14 protein-coding genes and 1 pseudogene are annotated in these 16,297 nt (G+C 67.9%); 12 read left to right on the top strand and 3 right to left on the bottom strand.

Features of this window, described 5'->3' with window-relative positions; all coding sequences use genetic code 11:
• The first annotated feature begins 104 nt into the window (after positions 1 to 104).
• From gdhA to B447_RS11865, 8 genes are all read left to right on the top strand, one after another.
• Positions 105 to 1,448 carry an NADP-specific glutamate dehydrogenase gene (gene gdhA, locus B447_RS11900; RefSeq protein WP_002924997.1) on the top strand — a complete coding sequence of 448 codons (1,344 nt, stop codon included), beginning with the start codon at positions 105 to 107 and terminating at the stop codon, positions 1,446 to 1,448.
• Between the two features lie 243 nt (positions 1,449 to 1,691).
• Entirely contained in the window at positions 1,692 to 2,333 is a 642-nt protein-coding gene (locus B447_RS11895; RefSeq protein ID WP_002940232.1) for an MBL fold metallo-hydrolase, read from the top strand.
• A gap of 150 nt (positions 2,334 to 2,483) precedes the next feature.
• Positions 2,484 to 4,652: a hypothetical protein gene (locus B447_RS11890; RefSeq protein WP_002940228.1), complete on the top strand. Its 2,169-nt coding sequence runs from the start codon at positions 2,484 to 2,486 to the stop codon at positions 4,650 to 4,652.
• A 207-nt stretch (positions 4,653 to 4,859) separates the two neighbouring features.
• A complete protein-coding gene (locus tag B447_RS11885; RefSeq protein WP_002940224.1) occupies positions 4,860 to 5,735 on the top strand; it encodes a branched-chain amino acid ABC transporter permease in 876 nt (291 codons plus the stop codon).
• Positions 5,732 to 6,679, top strand: a complete 948-nt coding sequence (locus B447_RS11880) for a branched-chain amino acid ABC transporter permease (protein WP_002940221.1) — start codon at positions 5,732 to 5,734, stop codon at positions 6,677 to 6,679. The genes B447_RS11885 and B447_RS11880 overlap by 4 nt, the downstream gene beginning before the upstream one ends.
• A 130-nt stretch (positions 6,680 to 6,809) precedes the next feature.
• Positions 6,810 to 7,973 (top strand): ABC transporter substrate-binding protein, encoded by a 1,164-nt coding sequence (locus tag B447_RS11875; protein ID WP_002931790.1) that lies wholly within the window; start codon positions 6,810 to 6,812, stop codon positions 7,971 to 7,973.
• A gap of 151 nt (positions 7,974 to 8,124) precedes the next feature.
• Positions 8,125 to 8,772: a flavin prenyltransferase UbiX gene (locus tag B447_RS11870; protein WP_002931792.1), complete on the top strand. Its 648-nt coding sequence runs from the start codon at positions 8,125 to 8,127 to the stop codon at positions 8,770 to 8,772.
• Between the two features lie 47 nt (positions 8,773 to 8,819).
• Positions 8,820 to 9,419 (top strand): LON peptidase substrate-binding domain-containing protein, encoded by a 600-nt coding sequence (locus B447_RS11865; protein WP_002940215.1) that lies wholly within the window; start codon positions 8,820 to 8,822, stop codon positions 9,417 to 9,419.
• Between the two features lie 33 nt (positions 9,420 to 9,452).
• On the opposite strand, the gene mutY is transcribed toward B447_RS11865, so the two are convergent.
• Entirely contained in the window at positions 9,453 to 10,520 is a 1,068-nt protein-coding gene (mutY, locus tag B447_RS11860) for an A/G-specific adenine glycosylase (RefSeq protein ID WP_002940214.1), read from the bottom strand.
• A gap of 131 nt (positions 10,521 to 10,651) precedes the next feature.
• Here mutY and B447_RS11855 point away from each other — a divergent pair, with 131 nt between their 5' ends.
• Positions 10,652 to 11,149: a flavin reductase family protein gene (locus tag B447_RS11855; RefSeq protein ID WP_002931796.1), complete on the top strand. Its 498-nt coding sequence runs from the start codon at positions 10,652 to 10,654 to the stop codon at positions 11,147 to 11,149.
• Between the two features lie 16 nt (positions 11,150 to 11,165).
• On the opposite strand, the gene B447_RS11850 is transcribed toward B447_RS11855, so the two are convergent.
• Positions 11,166 to 12,347 carry a hypothetical protein gene (locus B447_RS11850; RefSeq protein ID WP_002940212.1) on the bottom strand — a complete coding sequence of 394 codons (1,182 nt, stop codon included), beginning with the start codon at positions 12,345 to 12,347 and terminating at the stop codon, positions 11,166 to 11,168.
• A 228-nt stretch (positions 12,348 to 12,575) separates the two neighbouring features.
• On the opposite strand from B447_RS11850, the pseudogene B447_RS11845 reads away from it, so the two are divergent.
• Both B447_RS11845 and B447_RS11840 read left to right on the top strand, forming a co-directional pair.
• Positions 12,576 to 12,854: pseudogene (locus tag B447_RS11845) on the top strand (HU family DNA-binding protein); the annotation flags it as partial.
• 491 nt (positions 12,855 to 13,345) lie between these two features.
• Complete coding sequence (locus tag B447_RS11840) at positions 13,346 to 14,656, top strand: DEAD/DEAH box helicase (protein ID WP_002931806.1); 1,311 nt, start codon at positions 13,346 to 13,348, stop codon at positions 14,654 to 14,656.
• 12 nt (positions 14,657 to 14,668) lie between these two features.
• On the opposite strand, the gene B447_RS11835 is transcribed toward B447_RS11840, so the two are convergent.
• Positions 14,669 to 15,271 carry a cysteine hydrolase family protein gene (locus B447_RS11835; RefSeq protein ID WP_002940208.1) on the bottom strand — a complete coding sequence of 201 codons (603 nt, stop codon included), beginning with the start codon at positions 15,269 to 15,271 and terminating at the stop codon, positions 14,669 to 14,671.
• A gap of 115 nt (positions 15,272 to 15,386) precedes the next feature.
• Between B447_RS11835 and B447_RS11830 the strand changes: the two genes are divergently transcribed.
• Positions 15,387 to 16,274, top strand: a complete 888-nt coding sequence (locus tag B447_RS11830) for a LysR family transcriptional regulator (RefSeq protein ID WP_002940206.1) — start codon at positions 15,387 to 15,389, stop codon at positions 16,272 to 16,274.
• Positions 16,275 to 16,297 lie beyond the last annotated feature (23 nt).

The raw sequence follows: 16,297 nt of genomic DNA, 5'->3' as shown, positions 1-16,297 counted from the left end.
TCATGCACAATTATGGGGATTGCAGGCGATGTCCTCGGGTAAAACCGAGGTCATCGCCTGCGCGCGTGTGTGTCCACTTCTTAATCAACAACGGGTTCACGATCATGAAATATCAGTCCCTCGAGGAGTTCCTGGCTTACGTCGAACAGCGCAACCCTGGCCAGCCCGAGTTTCTGCAGGCGGTCAGCGAGGTCATGGAGAGCCTGTGGCCCTTCATTTCCGCCAACAAGCGCTACGCCGAGCACTCCCTCCTCGATCGCCTGATCGAACCCGAGCGCGTGATCATGTTCCGCGTGTCGTGGGTGGATGATCGTGGCGACGTGCAGGTCAATCGCGGCTACCGCATCCAGCACAACTCGGCCATCGGCCCCTACAAGGGCGGTCTGCGCTTCCACCCGTCGGTGAACCTGTCGATCCTGAAGTTCCTCGCCTTCGAGCAGACCTTCAAGAACGCGCTCACCACGCTGCCGATGGGCGGCGGCAAGGGCGGCTCCGACTTCGACCCCAAGGGCCGCAGCCCGGGCGAGGTGATGCGCTTCTGCCAGGCCTTCATCAGCGAGCTGTATCGCCACGTCGGCCCCGACACCGATGTGCCGGCGGGCGACATCGGCGTGGGCGGCCGTGAGGTCGGCTTCATGGCCGGCATGATGAAGAAGCTGTCGAACAACGCCGCCTGCGTGTTTACCGGCAAGGGCCTGTCCTTCGGCGGCTCGCTGATCCGTCCGGAATCGACCGGCTACGGCACGGTGTATTTCGCCAACGCCATGCTCGAGCACGCTGGCCGTGACATCCGCGGCATGCGCGTGTCGGTGTCGGGTTCGGGCAACGTTGCCCAGTACGCCATCGAGAAGCTGATGGAACTCGGCGCCAAGCCCATCACCTGCTCCGACTCCAGCGGCACGGTGATCGACGAGGAAGGCTTCACCCCCGAGAAGCTCGCCCTCCTCATGGAGATCAAGAACCACTACTACGGCCGCGTGGCGGAGTACGCCGAGCGTGTCGGCGCCCGCTTCGAGCCGGGTGTGCGGCCGTGGCATGTGCCGGTCGATGTCGCCCTGCCGTGCGCGACCCAGAACGAGCTCGATGCCAACGACGCCGCCACCCTGGTCAAGAACGGCGTGATCGCCGTGGCCGAGGGCGCCAACATGCCGAGCACCATCGAGGCGGTGAAGATCTTCGAACACAACGGCGTGCTCTACGCGCCGGGCAAGGCCTCCAACGCCGGCGGCGTGGCCACTTCGGGCCTGGAGATGAGCCAGAACGCGATGCGCATGTCGTGGACCCGTGAAGAGGTCGACGCCCGCCTGAAGGAGATCATGCTTGGCATCCACGCCGCCTGCCTGAAGTACGGCAAGCGCGAGGACGGTACCGTGAGCTATGCCGACGGCGCCAACGTCGCCGGCTTCGTCAAGGTCGCCGAGGCCATGCTGGCCCAGGGCGTGATCTGATCCTTGCCGTGTCCGCGGGGCCCACGGGCCCCGCGGCATGACAGACAAGGCGCGCGGCGGCGGGTTTCGCTGTGGGAGCGACGCAAGTCGCGAGCCTTTTCGAGTTGACTCTGGGAGGGTTCTTGCGCACGCACCCGGTACGATGATGCCGTATGCGATCGCCCGTCCCTGCTGCGGTCTCCCGGCGTCAAGGGGGCATCGGCTAAACTGCCGGACCATCACGCAAACAGGAGCCCGCCGCCCATGATCCAGGCCAGCATCGTCCCCGTCACCCCCTTCCAGCAGAACTGCAGCATCCTGTGGTGCGAGAAGACGAAAAAGGCCGCGGTCGTTGATCCGGGGGGCGACATCGACCGCATCCTGGCGGCCGTCGCCAAGCTCGGCGTGAGCGTCGAGAAGATCCTCATCACCCATGGTCATATCGACCATGCTGGCGGCACCGCGCAGCTGGCGCGCAAGCTTGGTGTGCCGGTCGAAGGCCCGCAGGCCGAGGACCGCTTCTGGATCGAGGGCATGCCGCAGCAGAGCAAGATGTTCGGCTTCCCCGATGTCGAGACCTTCGAGCCCGAGCGCTGGCTCGAGGACGGCGACACGGTGACGGTCGGCGAGGAGTCCTTCAAGGTCATCCATGCCCCGGGGCACACGCCGGGCCATGTCGTGTTCGTGCATGAGGGCGCGCGCCTGGCGATCGTCGGCGATGTCTTGTTCGCGGGCTCGATCGGGCGCACCGACTTCCCGCGTGGCGACCACCAGACGCTGATCCGTTCGATCCGCGACAAGCTCTTCCCGCTCGGCGACGACATCACCTTCATCCCCGGCCATGGCCCGACCTCGACCTTTGGCGAGGAGCGCGACAACAACCCCTTCGTCGGCGCCTACGGCTGAGCGGCTGCCCGCTACGGGCGGGCTGATGCCGCCGGCGTTGCGGATCGCTCCCGCGCGCGATTGTTCTCGCCTGCATTCCGGCGCAATATCCCCGCGTGAAGTCCAGTCCTGCGCAAGGGCTGGAAACAAGAACATTTCAGGGAGCATTCGATGAGCACTCAAGGCGACAACAAGAAGCCCTACCAGTGGCGTTTCTTCCGGTCCGGCGGCTTCGACCAGGTCCGCATCGAGACCGCGGACGACCTGCGCCACCTCGGCGAGCTCGATCAGAAGCTGTGGTCGGTGCTCGCGTGCCCGACCTCAGGGCTGGAGTTCGACACCCGCACGCTGCAATTGCTCGATGCCGATGGCGACGGGCGCATCCGCGCGCCCGAGATCGTTGCCGCGGTGCGCTGGGTATGTGCGGTGCTCAAGGAACCCGAGGTTCTGTTTCGCGCTCCCGCTGCCTTGCCGCTGGCGGCGATCGATGGCGAGCACCCGGAGGGTGCTCGCCTGCTCGCCACCGCACGCAAGGTGCTCGCCTACGTCGATAAATCCGATGCCGAGTCGATCTCGGTCGAGGACCTCGCCGACACCACCCGGCTGTTCGCGCCCGACCATTTCAATGGTGACGGCGTGGTGCCGGCCGGACTCACCACCGATGCCGGGGTCGTGAAAGCAATCGGGCACATCATCGACTGCTTCGGCGCAGTCGATGACCGCAGCGGCACCCCTGGCGTTGATGCGGGCAAGGTCGAGACCTTCTTTGCCGCCGCACAGGCGGTGTCCGACTGGCAGGCGCTGGCCGAGGCCGACCCGGCGCGGATCCTGCCGCTGGGCGCGGGGACGGCCGCTGCTGCTGCCGTTTTCGATGCGGTCGCCGACAAGGTGGGGGACTTCTTCACGCGCTGCCGCCTGGCCGCTTTCGACGCGCGTGCGGCGGACGCGCTGAACCCCGCGGACAGCGTATACCAGGGCCTTGCCGAGCAGGTGCTGGCTGCAGGCAGCGACGGTGTGGCGGCCCTGCCGCTTGCCCGTGTCGAGCCAGGACGTGCGCTGCCGCTCGCCGCGGGCTTGAATCCGGCCTGGGAGGCGCGCATCGCGGCGCTGCGTGAGCAGGTGGTCGCGCCGATTCTGGGTGATCGCGATGCGCTGTCGCAGGCCGAATGGCAGGACCTCGCCGCCCGCTTCGCGGCCTGGCGCGATTGGCAGGCGGCGCAGCCGGCGAGTCCGGTGGTGGCGATCCCGGTTGACGAACTGCGTGCGCTGCTCGGCGGCAGCGTACAGGCCGACCTGCTCGCCCTGATCGAGCAGGACCTGAGGGCCGAGACCGCCGCTGCTCAGGTCGATGCGCTCGAGCGCCTTGTCCGCTACCAGCGCGACCTGGTCACGCTGCTGCGCAACTTCGTCACTCTCAGCGACTTCTATGGTGCGCAAGCCAAGGCCATCTTCCAGGCCGGCACGCTTTACCTCGACCAGCGCAGCTGCGACCTGTGCCTGCGCGTGGCCGACATGGGGCGGCACAGTACGCTGGCGCCGCTGTCGGGCACCTACCTGGTGTATTGCAACTGCGCCCGCCAGGGCGAGGCGCCGATGACCATCGTGGCGGCGATGACCGGCGGCGATGCCGACGAGATGATGGTGCCTGGCCGTAACGGCGTGTTCTACGACCGCCAGGGGCGCGACTGGAACGCCAGCGTGGTCCAGGTGGTCGAGGCACCGATCAGCGTGCGCCAGGCCTTCTGGTCGCCTTACAAGCGTGTTGCACGCATGATCGGCGAACAGATCCAGAAGTTCGCCGCCTCGCGCGACAAGGCGGTCGAGGAGCGCGCTGCAGCCGGCGTCGCCGATGCCGGCGCGAAGGTCGAGGCGCCAGCGGCCGCCCCGGCTGCACCGGCCCAGGCCTTCGACATCGCCAAGTTCGCCGGTATCTTCGCCGCCATCGGCCTCGCCCTCGGTGCGCTGGGGACCGCGCTGGCCGCCGTGGTGTCGGGCTTTCTGTCGCTGCCGGCGTGGCAGATGCCTCTGGTCGTGGTCGGCATCGTATTGCTGATCTCCGGGCCGTCGATGCTGATGGCCTGGCTGAAGCTGCGCCAGCGCAACCTCGGACCGCTGCTCGACGCCAACGGTTGGGCGGTCAACACGCGTGCGCGCATCAACATCCCCTTCGGTGCCGCGCTGACCGGGGTCGCTGCGCTGCCGCCTGGGGCCGCGCGCTCGCTGTCCGACCCCTACGCCGAGAAACAGCGCCCCTGGGGAACCTGGATGTTCCTGTTGCTGGTCATCGCGGTCGCCATCTTGCTGTGGCGCCAAGGTGTGTACGACCAGTTCCTGGGCTGAGCCAGCTGGCCGAGCTCGAGGCTCACCCCGCAGGAGCTGCGCCAGCCGCGAGGGTTTGAAGGCGACGGGGCGTGTCGCAAGCCCCGAAAAGCTCGCGGCTGGCGCCGCTCCTACAGCAAAGCCACCCGCCGCGAGCCTTTCGGGGTCCGGGTGCTTGTGTGCGACGGGGCGTCGCGAGTCGTTGATCGGCTATGCTTCGCCCCCATCATGCTCGCCTTCATCCAGGTCCTCACCAGCGGCATCGCGATCGGCTGTGTATACGGCCTGGTCGCGTTGTCCTTCGTCCTGATCTACAAGGCCACCGAAACGGTGAGCTTCATGCAGGGCGATCTGCTCATGGTCGGGGCCTTTGCCGCACTTGGCCTGCATCTGGGGGCCGGATGGCCGCTGTGGCTGGCCGCGGCGCTGGCGGTGGCGTTCGTCGGCGTGCTCGGTGCCGGGCTCGAGCGTGCCGTGTTGCGTCGTGCGATTGGTCAGCCGCACCTGGTGGCGGTGCTGCTGACTTTTGGCCTGGGTATGATGATGCGCGGCAGCGTGGCCTCGCTGCCGGCGGCGGCGCAGGAGGTACACCGCCTGCCTTTCGCCGCCGATACCTACGCCATCGGCCCCCTGGTGCTCGCTGCAAGCCATGTATGGGTGGTGGCCGCCACCGTGGTGCTTGCGGCGGCGCTCGCTGCCTTCTTCCGCTATACCCGTGCCGGCCTTGCGCTGCGCGCCTGCTCCGAGGATGCGCGTGTCGCCGCTCTCATGGGGGTGCCGGTCGCACGCATGCACACGCTGGCGTGGTCGCTGGGTGCCGCGCTGGCGGCGGTGGCCGGGCTGCTGCTTGCGCCGGTCACCTTCATCCACCTCAACATGGGCCTGATTGCCTTGAAGGCGTTCCCCGCGGCGGTGCTGGGCGGGCTCACCAGCCTGCCCGGGGCCTTGCTTGCGGGCATCTTCCTTGGCGTCGCCGAGGCCGTGGCCGGCCTTCTGCTGCCCGAAGGGGCGAAGGATGTTGTCCCCTACGCGTTGCTGATGAGCGCGCTGCTGCTGTTTCCCAATGGCCTGGGGGCAGGGCTGCGCCGCGGGGGCGGCCGGTGAGCGGCCTGCGCACGGCCTGGCGCCATCTGTGGCCGTGGGCGCTGATCCTCGCCCTGGCAGTGCCTGCCATGGGGGCGGACTACGCCCTGGGCAAAGCGACCCTCGTCATCACCTATGCGATCGCCGGGCTGGGCGTGGTCATCGTCGTTGGTCAGGCGGGGCAGATCGCACTCGGGCAGGCGGCCTTGGTTGCGCTTGGCGCCTATGTTCAGGCAGTGCTGGTCGGGCGTGGCCTGGCGCCGCTGCTGGCCATGCCTCTTGCCATTGCCGCCGGTGCGCTCGGTGGTGCGCTCGCCAGCTTGCCCGCGCGCCGGCTCGGGGGACTGTACTTCGGCATGAGCACGCTGGCCTTCGCCCTCATCGTGGAGGAGGTGCTGGCGCGCTGGGATTCGGTGACACAGGGCGCGGCCGGCATGGCGGTTGCGGGCTTCTCGGTGTTCGGCTGGCGCGCAGACGCCACCCTGGCGCAGGCGCTGGTGAGCCTGGGGGCGCTGGCCGCTGCGCTGCTGCTGTGCGCGCGCCTGGTGGATTCGCGCCATGGCCGTGCCTGGCGCGCGGTACGCGACGACGAGGTGGCCGCTGCAGCCTGCGGCGTGTCGCCGGCCGCGGCCAAGATGCAGGCCTTCGTCGTTGGCGGGGCACTGTCGGGCCTGGCGGGCGCCCTCTATGCGCACTGGATCGGTTTCATCAGCCCGGAGCAGTTCGGCCTGGTGTTCTCATTCGAACTCCTGATGCTGGCCTTCATCGGCGGCGCCCGCCGTCTTGGAGGGGCACTCTGGGGGGCCTTGGTCATCGTCGCCATCCCGCAGCTGATCGCCGTGCTGCGCGACCACCTGCCCGGAGACTGGGCGCGGGCCGCCGGCCTGGAGCTGGTGCTGTTCGGGGCGGTGATCGTGGCCGTGGTCCTGCTGCGTCCGTCCGGCATTGCGGGCGCCAGGCCGTAAACTCGAGTAGATGCCGCAATTGACGCCCGTTCTGCATCGCCAGAGAATCGGCGCAGTCGAACATGGCCTGTTCTCCGCCCGCAGTGTTGGCGTGGCGACACGGCCTGGCCACCCACCGGAGACCCGCATCTTGAAGACCCTGCGTTCCTTCGCGCTCGCCGCACTGTCCTGCCTTGCCCTCAGCGCGCCGGTATCGGCAGCGCCCGGTGTGAATGCCAAGGAGATCGTCGTCGGCACTGTTTCGGACCTCTCCGGTCCGATCGCGATGCTCGGCGTGCCCGTGCGCGACGGCATGCTGATGCGCTTCGACGAGGTCAATGCCGGCGGTGGCGTCCATGGCCGCCGGATCCGCCTGGTCGTGGAGGATGCGGGCTACGATCCCAAACGCGCCGTGCTTGCCGCGCGCAAGCTGGTGCAGCGCGACCAGGCCTTTGCCTTCATCGCCAACATGGGCACGCCGGTAGTGATGGCGACCATGCCGATCATCGTCGATGCCGGCCGCCTGCACCTGTTCCCGTTCTCGCCCCACCGCGCCACCTACGAACCGCTGCACCCGCTCAAGTTCCAGAACTTCGCGCCCTACTTCGACTACATGGAGGCGGCCACCCGCCACATGGTCGAGCAGCGCGGCTATGCGCGCACCTGCCTTCTCTATCAGGACGACGACTACGGCCTGGAAGTGATGAAGGGGGTCGAGGCCGCGCTCGCCCGGCTCGACCGCGAACTGGTCGAGCGCACCAGCTACAAGCGCGGCGCCACCGATCTGTCGAGCCAGATTGCACGCTTGCGTGCCGCACGCTGTGATCTCGTCGTTCTCGCCACCGTGGTGCGCGAGACGGTGGCGGCAATGGCCGAAGCGCGCAAGATCGGTTGGGAGGTGGACATGCTGGTGACGGCCTCGGGCTACTCGGCGCAGACTCACGAACTGGGCGGTGCGGCGGTCGAGGGCCTGTATGGCGTGTCGGTGCTGCCCCATCCCTATGTCGAAGGCGCCAACAGCCAGCTCGCCGCCTGGGTCGAGCGCTACCGCGCGCGCTTCAAGGCCGAACCCAATGTATGGAGCGTGATGGGCTACACCCTGGCCGACCTCTTCGTGCGCACCGCCGAGGCCACCGGCCCCGAGCTGACGCAGGAGGCCTTTGCGCGCACCCTCGAGCGCATGCAGTTTTCCCGCGACTATTTCGGCAGCCCGAGTTACCGCTTCACGCCCGAGGACCATCTCGGCAATCGTCACGGCCGCCTGGCGCAGATCCGCGACGGGCGCTGGGTGCTGATCAGCGATTACCTGGAGTAAGTGGTGCCCGCGGTGAGGGTTGAAGGCGACGTGGCCTGGTCGATATCCAGGAAGCTCGCGGCTTGCGCCGCTCCTACGGAAGTTCGCACGCGCCACGCTGACGTGCGAATGGGGTACGCTTGGGGGCGTCCGCTCACTCCCGCCAGTATCGATGAATACGCCCCGCACGATCACCGTCGCCTTTACCGGCGCTTCCGGCATGCCCTATGGCCTGCGCCTGGTCGAGTGCCTGCTGCAGGCCGGCTGCCGTGTGTGGCTGCTGTATTCGCAGGTGGCGCAGATCGTCGCCCGCCAGGAGATGGGTTGGAGCCTGCCGGCGCGCGCGGCCGAGGTCGAGGCCGAATTGTGCGCCCGGTTTGGTGCCGAGTCCGGCGCCTTGCGGGTGTTTGGCCGCGAAGAATGGTTCGCGCCGCCAGCGTCCGGGTCCAATCCGCCCGATGCCATGGTCGTGTGCCCGTGCACGATGGCCACGCTGGCCGCGGTCGCGGGGGGGCTCAGCCAGAACCTGATCGAGCGTGCTGCCGACGTCGTCATCAAGGAAGGCCGCAAGCTGGTGCTGGTGCCGCGTGAAACGCCGTACTCGGCGATTCATCTCGAAAACATGCTCAAGCTCGCCCGCATCGGCGTCTGCATCCTGCCTCCCAACCCCGGCTTCTACCATCATCCGCAGACTGTTCAGGACCTGGTTGATTTCGTCGTTGCGCGCATCCTCGATCAGCTCGGCGTGCCGCATGCATTGATGGCGCGCTGGGGAGAGGATCGCCTGCAGCACCATGATGGCGGGGCTGACCAGGGCTGAATCACGACCCGGGTTGCCATCAGGGCCGGCCCGCAAGGAGGCGCAACATGAACGAGCCCGTCCGGCTGCCGCTGTTCCCGCTCAAGACCGTACTCTTGCCTGGCGGCGTGCTGCCCTTGCGCGTGTTCGAGCCGCGTTACATGGACATGGTCACGCGCTGCATGCGTGAAAGCACCAGCTTTGGCGTCTGCCTCATCGCAGCCGGTGAGGAGGTGGGCGAGGCGGCGGTGCCGCATCCGGTGGGAACGGAGGCGCGCATCGAGCAGTGGGACATGGCGCAGGCCGGGGTGCTCAACCTGCTTGCGCGCGGTGGTGCGCGCTTTCGCATCGAGGATCACGAGGTGGAGCGCGACGGCCTGCTTGTGGCCAGTGTGCGCTGGCTCGAGGAGCCTCCCGCGCAGCCGGTGCCCGATGCCCAGGCCGACATGCTGCCCTTGCTGCGTACGGTCGTCGCCGAACTGGGCGAGCGCCTGCCGCCGCCTCACCATTTCGAAGATGCAGGCTGGGTGGGCGCGCGCTACACCGAGTTGCTGCCCATCCCGCTGCTGGCCAAGCAGAAGCTGCTCGAACTCGACGACCCGCTCAGTCGCCTGGAAATCCTGCAGCAGTTCCTGCGTGAGCACGGATTGCTGCCAAACCTTGCCTGAACGGGAGCAGGTGCCGCTGATGCGGCGCTGCGATCAGTTCGCGAACAGATCTGGCGCCGTCAGTGCGTCGAGGATGCGCCGTACCGGCGTCGGCAATGCTGCAGCATCGAGCTCGCCAAGCGCCTGCCAGCTCATCGTGCCGGCCTCGCCGGCCATGGTGGGGGGCGCTGCGGGCTCGGCGTGCAGCACCACGGGCTGGAGCTCGAGCACGAAATGGGTGAAGGCGTGGCTGAGCGGCGCCAGCCCGTCACCCGGGGTGCAGCGCAGGCCAAAGCGCTCATACGCCCAGGCGAGGACGTCCGTGCTGTGCTCGGGAATTTCCGGCAAGGCCAGCAACCCACCCCAGATCCCCGCCGGCGGACGGCGTTCGAGCAGGACACAAGCGTCGCGCACCACGACCGCGTAGCGTGCGCTGCGCCGTGGTACGGTCTTGCGCGGGCGTGGAGTCGGTAGTTCGGCGATGCGACCATCGCGATAAGCGACGCAGTCGTCCTGGAACGGGCAGCGCACACAGGCCGGTCGTGCGCGCGTGCACAGGGTCGCGCCCAGGTCCATCTGGGCCTGGATGTAGCGGCCGATGTCGCGCTCGGGCAGCAGTGATTCCGCGAGCGTCCACAGCCGGTTTTCGACCGCCTTCTCCCCGGGGAAGCCGTCTACGCCGAAGATACGGCTCAGCACGCGCTTGACGTTGCCGTCGAGGATCGCACCGCGTTCGCCGAAGGCGAAAGCCGCGATCGCCGCCGCAGTGGAGCGGCCGACCCCGGGCAGGGTGGAGATCTCGGCTGCGGTGGTGGGGAAGCGCCCGCCGTGATCGCTCATGATGCGCTGCGCCGCACGATGCAGGTTGCGCGCCCGTGCGTAGTAGCCGAGCCCGCTCCACAGCGTCATCACGTCCTCGACCGGGGCGGCGGCCAGCGCCGCGACGTCGGGGAAGCGGACCAGGAAGCGCTGGTAGTAGGGGATCACCGTTTCAACCTGGGTCTGTTGCAGCATGATCTCGGACAGCCAGATCCGGTAGGGGTCGGTGCCGCCCTGCCAGGGCAGGTCATGGCGGCCGTGCTCGCGCTGCCAGGCAGTGAGGCGGGTGGCAAATTCACTCATGTAGCGGTTTTTCCGTGTGTTTTTCTCGCATCGGGGCAGTTGCGGTGTCGACGTTGTCGGCCGGCGCAGCGATAATCCGCGCTTCTTTCGCAATGCAGCAGAGCGCGGGCCGACCGTGCCAACCTTCTCCCATGACCCAACAGCAATTTTCCGGCGTCGACTTCCCGCGCCGCTTCCGCAACGCGCTCGGCATGTTCGCCACCGGCATTACCGTGGTGACGACGCGTACCCCGGCGGGTGAGCCGATCGGACTGACCGTCAATTCCTTCAATTCGGTGTCGCTCGACCCGCCGCTGATCGTGTGGAGCCTGTCGAACGACCTGCCAAGTCGTGGGCTTTTCGAGGCTTGCGAATACTACGCGATCAACGTTCTTGCCGAGGACCAGGTCGAACTCTCGCAGCGTTTCGCCAGCCGCCTTGACGACAAGTTCGCCGGCCTCGACTTCGAGACCGGCGTTGGCGGCGTCCCCTTGCTCAAGGGGTGCTGCGCGCGCTTCGAATGCCGCAACACTCAGCGTTACGAGGGCGGCGACCATCTCGTCTTCATCAGCGAGGTGCTCAGCTTCGACCGCGAGGAGCGCAAGCCGCTGGTGTACTTCGGCGGTGCCTACCGTCGCCTCGCGGACTGAAGCGCGCGGACGCGCTTCAGCGCGCCGGGCTGCCCTTGCGTGGGCGGCGCTCGTCAACGAGTTCGACGCGGTGAGGTAGCGAGGGGTCGAAGGCGAGCGCGAGCAGGGACAGGCGCAGCAGGGCTGCGTCGTGATCCTCGTTGCCGGTGCTCGGGCAGGTCGCCTCGCGGCAGAATGCGCCATCCGGGTGGAAGTTCCACGCGCCGGCAGGAACGATCGCGCACTCGGCAATCCGATCTTCCTCGAGTCTTACCCAGCACAGCAGCACGCCACGCGCGGTGTCCACCCGCGCCATGCCGACACCCGGGGCGACCTGAGTGGCATCCGCCAGCGGTGCGACCTCTTCATCGAGTGGGTAGCGCATGCGGCTCGCGCAGTCGCCGACGTCGATCGCCTTGGCGAACAGGCGGGCCGATACGCGATGGCCGCGTTCCAGCAAGACGCGCACCAGCGCGGATGCGGCGTGGCGCGCGAGCGGGCCGGTCTCCGCAGGCTCGCCGGCGTACTCCGGCTGGCGCACGAAGCTGGCATCGGGCCACGCGCCGACCGTCCCCACCCATGCCGCCGCGCTCAGCGTACCCAGCATGGACACGGGCTTGGGAACTGGTGCGCCCGATGGGCCGAGGGCAATCAGTTCGCTGAGCACCGCGCCCAGGCTGCCGCCGGCCTGCAGGCGCTCGAGGAATTCGCCGATGCCATGCGGCATGCGGATCTGGTTGAAGAAGCCGGCCAGCATTTCGCGTGCGACAAGGTCGAGCAGTTCGCCGCCCAGTGCGAACGCCGCCGGGCCGTCGGTATGCGGGTCGAGCGTCAGGCGGCGATGGAACTCCGCGAAGCGGCTGTGGCGCGGCTCGAAATCGAGCAAGGGGGGCCATTCGATCAGCAGCCGGCGCAGGTGGGCGTCGGCCGCCTCCGCGGCCAGCGTGCGCTCGATGGCGAGGCGGCTGTCCACGTCGGGCTCGGGCCTGCCTTGGGCGGCCGCACAAGCCATGCTGAGGGCGCAGGCATGGGCTCGGGGGCTGTGGCTGGCTTCGTCGAGCAGGCGCTGTGCGGCGTGCTCGGGCGTGAGCCCCAGGACAGTGGCTCCCATCCACGCGCACGGGGGCAGCGACACCGCAACCCGGGTAATCTGCCCCTTCGCATTGCGCAACGCGCGGATGTGGATGACGTCGCTGTCGCCAGCGTCCTGCTGTTCCATGCTTGGTGTCTTTCTGTTGTGACTTCAGTTGCAAGCATAGCGCGACTGGCCCCGGGACGGCAGCTGTATTGTGCACTGCGGCATGCGTGATCGGCTCAGGCGCGGAGATGCGGCCGCAGGAACCTGCATCCATCCTGCACGCTCCGGATGCGCCAGAATCCGCGGCGGTGCTAGAATCCGCGGCGTAGATCGCGATATCCCACATCACACTCACACCAATCGAGGAAAAGCATGAACAAAGGTGAATTCGTCGAGGCCCTGGCCGACCGTCTGGATGTTTCCCGCGCGCAAGCCGACCGTGCACTGTCCGCCGTGCTCGACATCATCGCCGAGCAGCTGGGCAAGGGCGAGAAGGTTGCCTTCACCGGTTTCGGTTCCTTCGAGGTTTCCGAGCGTGCCGCCCGTACCGGCCGCAACCCGCAGACCGGCGCCACCATCGAGATCGCCGCGTCGAGCGTGCCCAAGTTCACTGCCGGCGCCACCCTCAAGGCCGCGGTCAACAAGTAAGCAGCAGCCGTATTCCGGGGCGCAAGCCCCCGCAGGCTGGGCAGGCGCGACAGTGCCTCCCCAGCCTTTTTCTTTTGTTTCAAAGATTTCTAGAGACAGTCGAGCGATTGGCGGTTATACTCCGCGTCGTTGTGCAATGCAGCAGCAGGGCCACCGCCGCAATTCGCGACGGACAGGGGATCAGGTAATCTCCACTCCATGGCCCGAGGGACTGTAACCACAGCCCCATCGCCCCCGACCTCCCGCCGATTTCATTCGTTCTTCCGATCGTCTGGCTCGTGACAACCGGTTGGTGCCGATGCGCGGTCTTTCCGACATTTTCGGTTTGACCGGCCACGCCCATCGCGTTCGCCATACCAGCGACTCCGCATCCTGCCTCGGCATAGCCCGGCAGGCTGTGGCGCGATGTCCTCGCGGTCCACTCAATGGGCCCGGACCCGCCGTCCTTCTTGCCTTCAAGAGGCCGGCACGCAATGAACAGGAAGTATCAGATGACGTTCCAGACCCTCGGCCTTGCCGCAGAACTCCTCAAGGCCGTCGAGCAGACCGGCTACACCACCCCTACGCCGGTGCAGATGCAGGCCATTCCCGCAGCCATCGCCGGCCACGATCTGCTGGTGTCCAGCCACACCGGTAGCGGCAAGACCGCGGCCTTCACGCTGCCCGCGCTGCACAAGATCATCGATCGCCGCCCGGCTCCGGGCAGCGGTCCGCGCGTGCTCGTGCTCACCCCCACCCGCGAGCTTGCGCTGCAGGTGGAGAAGGCCGTGCAGACCTACGGCAAGGCGCTGCGCTGGCTCAACACCGCCTGCCTGGTCGGCGGCGCGCCGATGTTCGCCCAGCTCAAGCAACTGCAGCGTCAGTGCGACGTGGTCGTCGCCACCCCCGGCCGTCTGCTCGACCACCTCAACCGGCGCAAGGTCAAGCTGTCGGACGTCGAGGTGCTGATTCTCGATGAGGCCGACCGCATGCTGGACATGGGCTTCGCCGAGGACATCGACGCCATCGTCGCCGCGACGTCTTCCAAGCGCCAGACCCTGCTGTTCTCGGCTACGCTCGACGGCGTGGTCGGCAGCATGGCCGAACGCATGACGCGCAATCCGCAGCGCATCGAGATCGAGGTCGCACAGCAGGACCGTGGCCAGATCGAGCAGCGCCTGATGTTCGCCGATGACCTTGGTCACAAGAACCGCCTGCTCGAGGCACTGCTCGGTGCAGAGGGCCTCAACCAGGCCGTGGTCTTCACCGCGACCAAGAGGAGCGCCGACGAGCTGTCGCTGTCGTTGCAGGAAAAAGGCATTGCCGCTGCTGCGTTGCATGGCGACATGCACCAGACCCAGCGCAACCGCACCCTCGACCGCCTGCGCCAGGGCCGCATCGGCGTGCTGGTGGCGACCGACGTCGCCGCGCGCGGCATCGACGTTGCCGGCATCAGCCACGTCATCAACTTCGACCCGCCGCGCCAGGCCGAAGACTACGTGCACCGCATCGGCCGCACCGGCCGTGCGGGGCGCGATGGCGTGGCGATCACGCTCTCCGGGCCGCGCGAAACCGGCCTCATCCGTGCCATCGAGCGCTTCACGGGCGACCGCCTTGCGGTGCACACCATTCCCGGCATGGAGCCGTCGCCGCGCAAGCCTGCTGGCCCGCGTCCGGCTGGCAACGGTGGTCGCCGCTTCGGCAGCGGCGGTGGCTTCGGCCGTCCGGGTGGTGACGCACGCCGCAGCGGTGGCGGCTTTAGCCGCGACGGCCACCCCTCGCGCAGCGAGCGCAGCCACGGCGACCGCCGCTCGCGCGGCTGAGCGTAAGGACGCTCAGTCGGGAATCGCCGAACTGTCCGCCACCACAACGGCGAACAGGTCGGCGAGCGCGGCGAGCGCAGCGGACTGCAGGCTTGCCGCCTCGACCACGCTGCCGTCGGCTGCGGGTAGCGCCCGGGTTGCAGTGGCTGCGGCGGGTACGGTCACTGCATAGCCGAGGTTGAAGGCACCGCGCGCGGTGGAGTTGATGCACATGTGCGTCATGAAGCCCGTGATCACCAGGTTGTTGACGCCAGCGGCTTTCAGGCGCGCATCGAGGTCGGTGCCGACGAAGGCGTTCGGGTAGTTCTTGACCACCACCGCCTCGCCGGCAGCCGGCGCGACCTTATCGGCGATTGCGCCGCACTCGGCGCTCGGGTCGTAGGGCGAGCCCGGACCGGCGTCGTGCTGGATGTGCACGACCGGGATCTTCAGCGCACGCGCACGCGCCAGCAGCCGCGCGCACTCGTCCAGCGCCGGCTCTACCCCCTGGAGTTGCATCACGCCGTCGCGGTAGGTGTTCTGGGCATCGACGATGACCAGTGCCGACTCCGACAGACGGGCCGGTGTTGCCGGCAGCCCCGAAAGCGCGCGCAGGGTGGTGGAAGCGGTACTCATCGACAGTCTCCTTGTGTGGTCGAGGAACAATCCAATCAGGCTACCCGCGGCTTGACGTCTGCGTAAATGTACATTCCTGCCTTACACTGCGGCATTTTTGCAGGGGCTGTCGGGCATGAACTGGGACGATCTGCGCTTTCTCGTCACCCTCGGCAGGGAGGGTACGCTGGCCGCCACGGCGCGCCAGCTCGGCGTGGATCAGACCACCGTTGCCCGCCGCCTGCGTGCGCTCGAGCAGAGCCTGGGGACGCCGCTGTTCGAGCGTGACGAAGGCCTGTGGCGGCCTACCGCAGTCGGTAACCGGGTGCTCGAGAGAGCGGGCCGGATCGAGGAGGATGTGGCGGGAATCGGCCGCCTGGCCGAGGCCGGTGCGGGCAAGGTCGGCGGCGTGCTTCGCGTCACCGCAGTGAGTGCGCTGATCGCCGACTGGCTGGTGCCGCGGCTGGCGGATTTCTATGCCCGCCACGGCGAGGTCCGGGTCGATCTGGTGGCCAGCAACGACAACCTCAACGTTGCGCGGCGCGAGGCCGACATTGCCATCCGCCTGGCTCGTCCGGCGAGCGGCGACTTTCTCATGCGCAAGCTGGCGGACATGGGCTTCGCGCTCTACGGCGCAGCGCGCGGCGATCTGGCAGTCAGTGCCGGCGATTGGGTGGCCTACGGCGAGGATCTCGATCACACGCCTGAGATGCGGCGCCTGCAGGCCATGCTCGGCAGCGGGCGCATCCGGCTGCGTACCAATGACGTGCGCGCCTTGCTGCAGGCCGTCGCTGACGGTATCGGCCATGGTCTGCTGCCGTGCTTCGTGGCCGACCGCCACCCCGGCCTGGTGCGCCTGTCCGGTCCGGCGCCGATCCTGAGCCGGGAGCTGTGGATGCTGATTCATCCCGATGCGCGTCCGCTGGCGCGTGTCGCCGTGATGGCCGACTGGCTGGTGGAGCGCTTCGCCGCCGATGCGGATGGTCTGCAGGGACGGTTGGGCGCCGGTCGGCCCAATGCATGATGACGCCGATTGCGGTGGCGGCC

The organism is Thauera sp. 27, assembly GCF_000310125.2.
Taxonomy (GTDB): Bacteria; Pseudomonadota; Gammaproteobacteria; order Burkholderiales; family Rhodocyclaceae; genus Thauera; species Thauera mechernichensis.
This window is presented reverse-complemented; position numbering and strand designations above follow the sequence as displayed.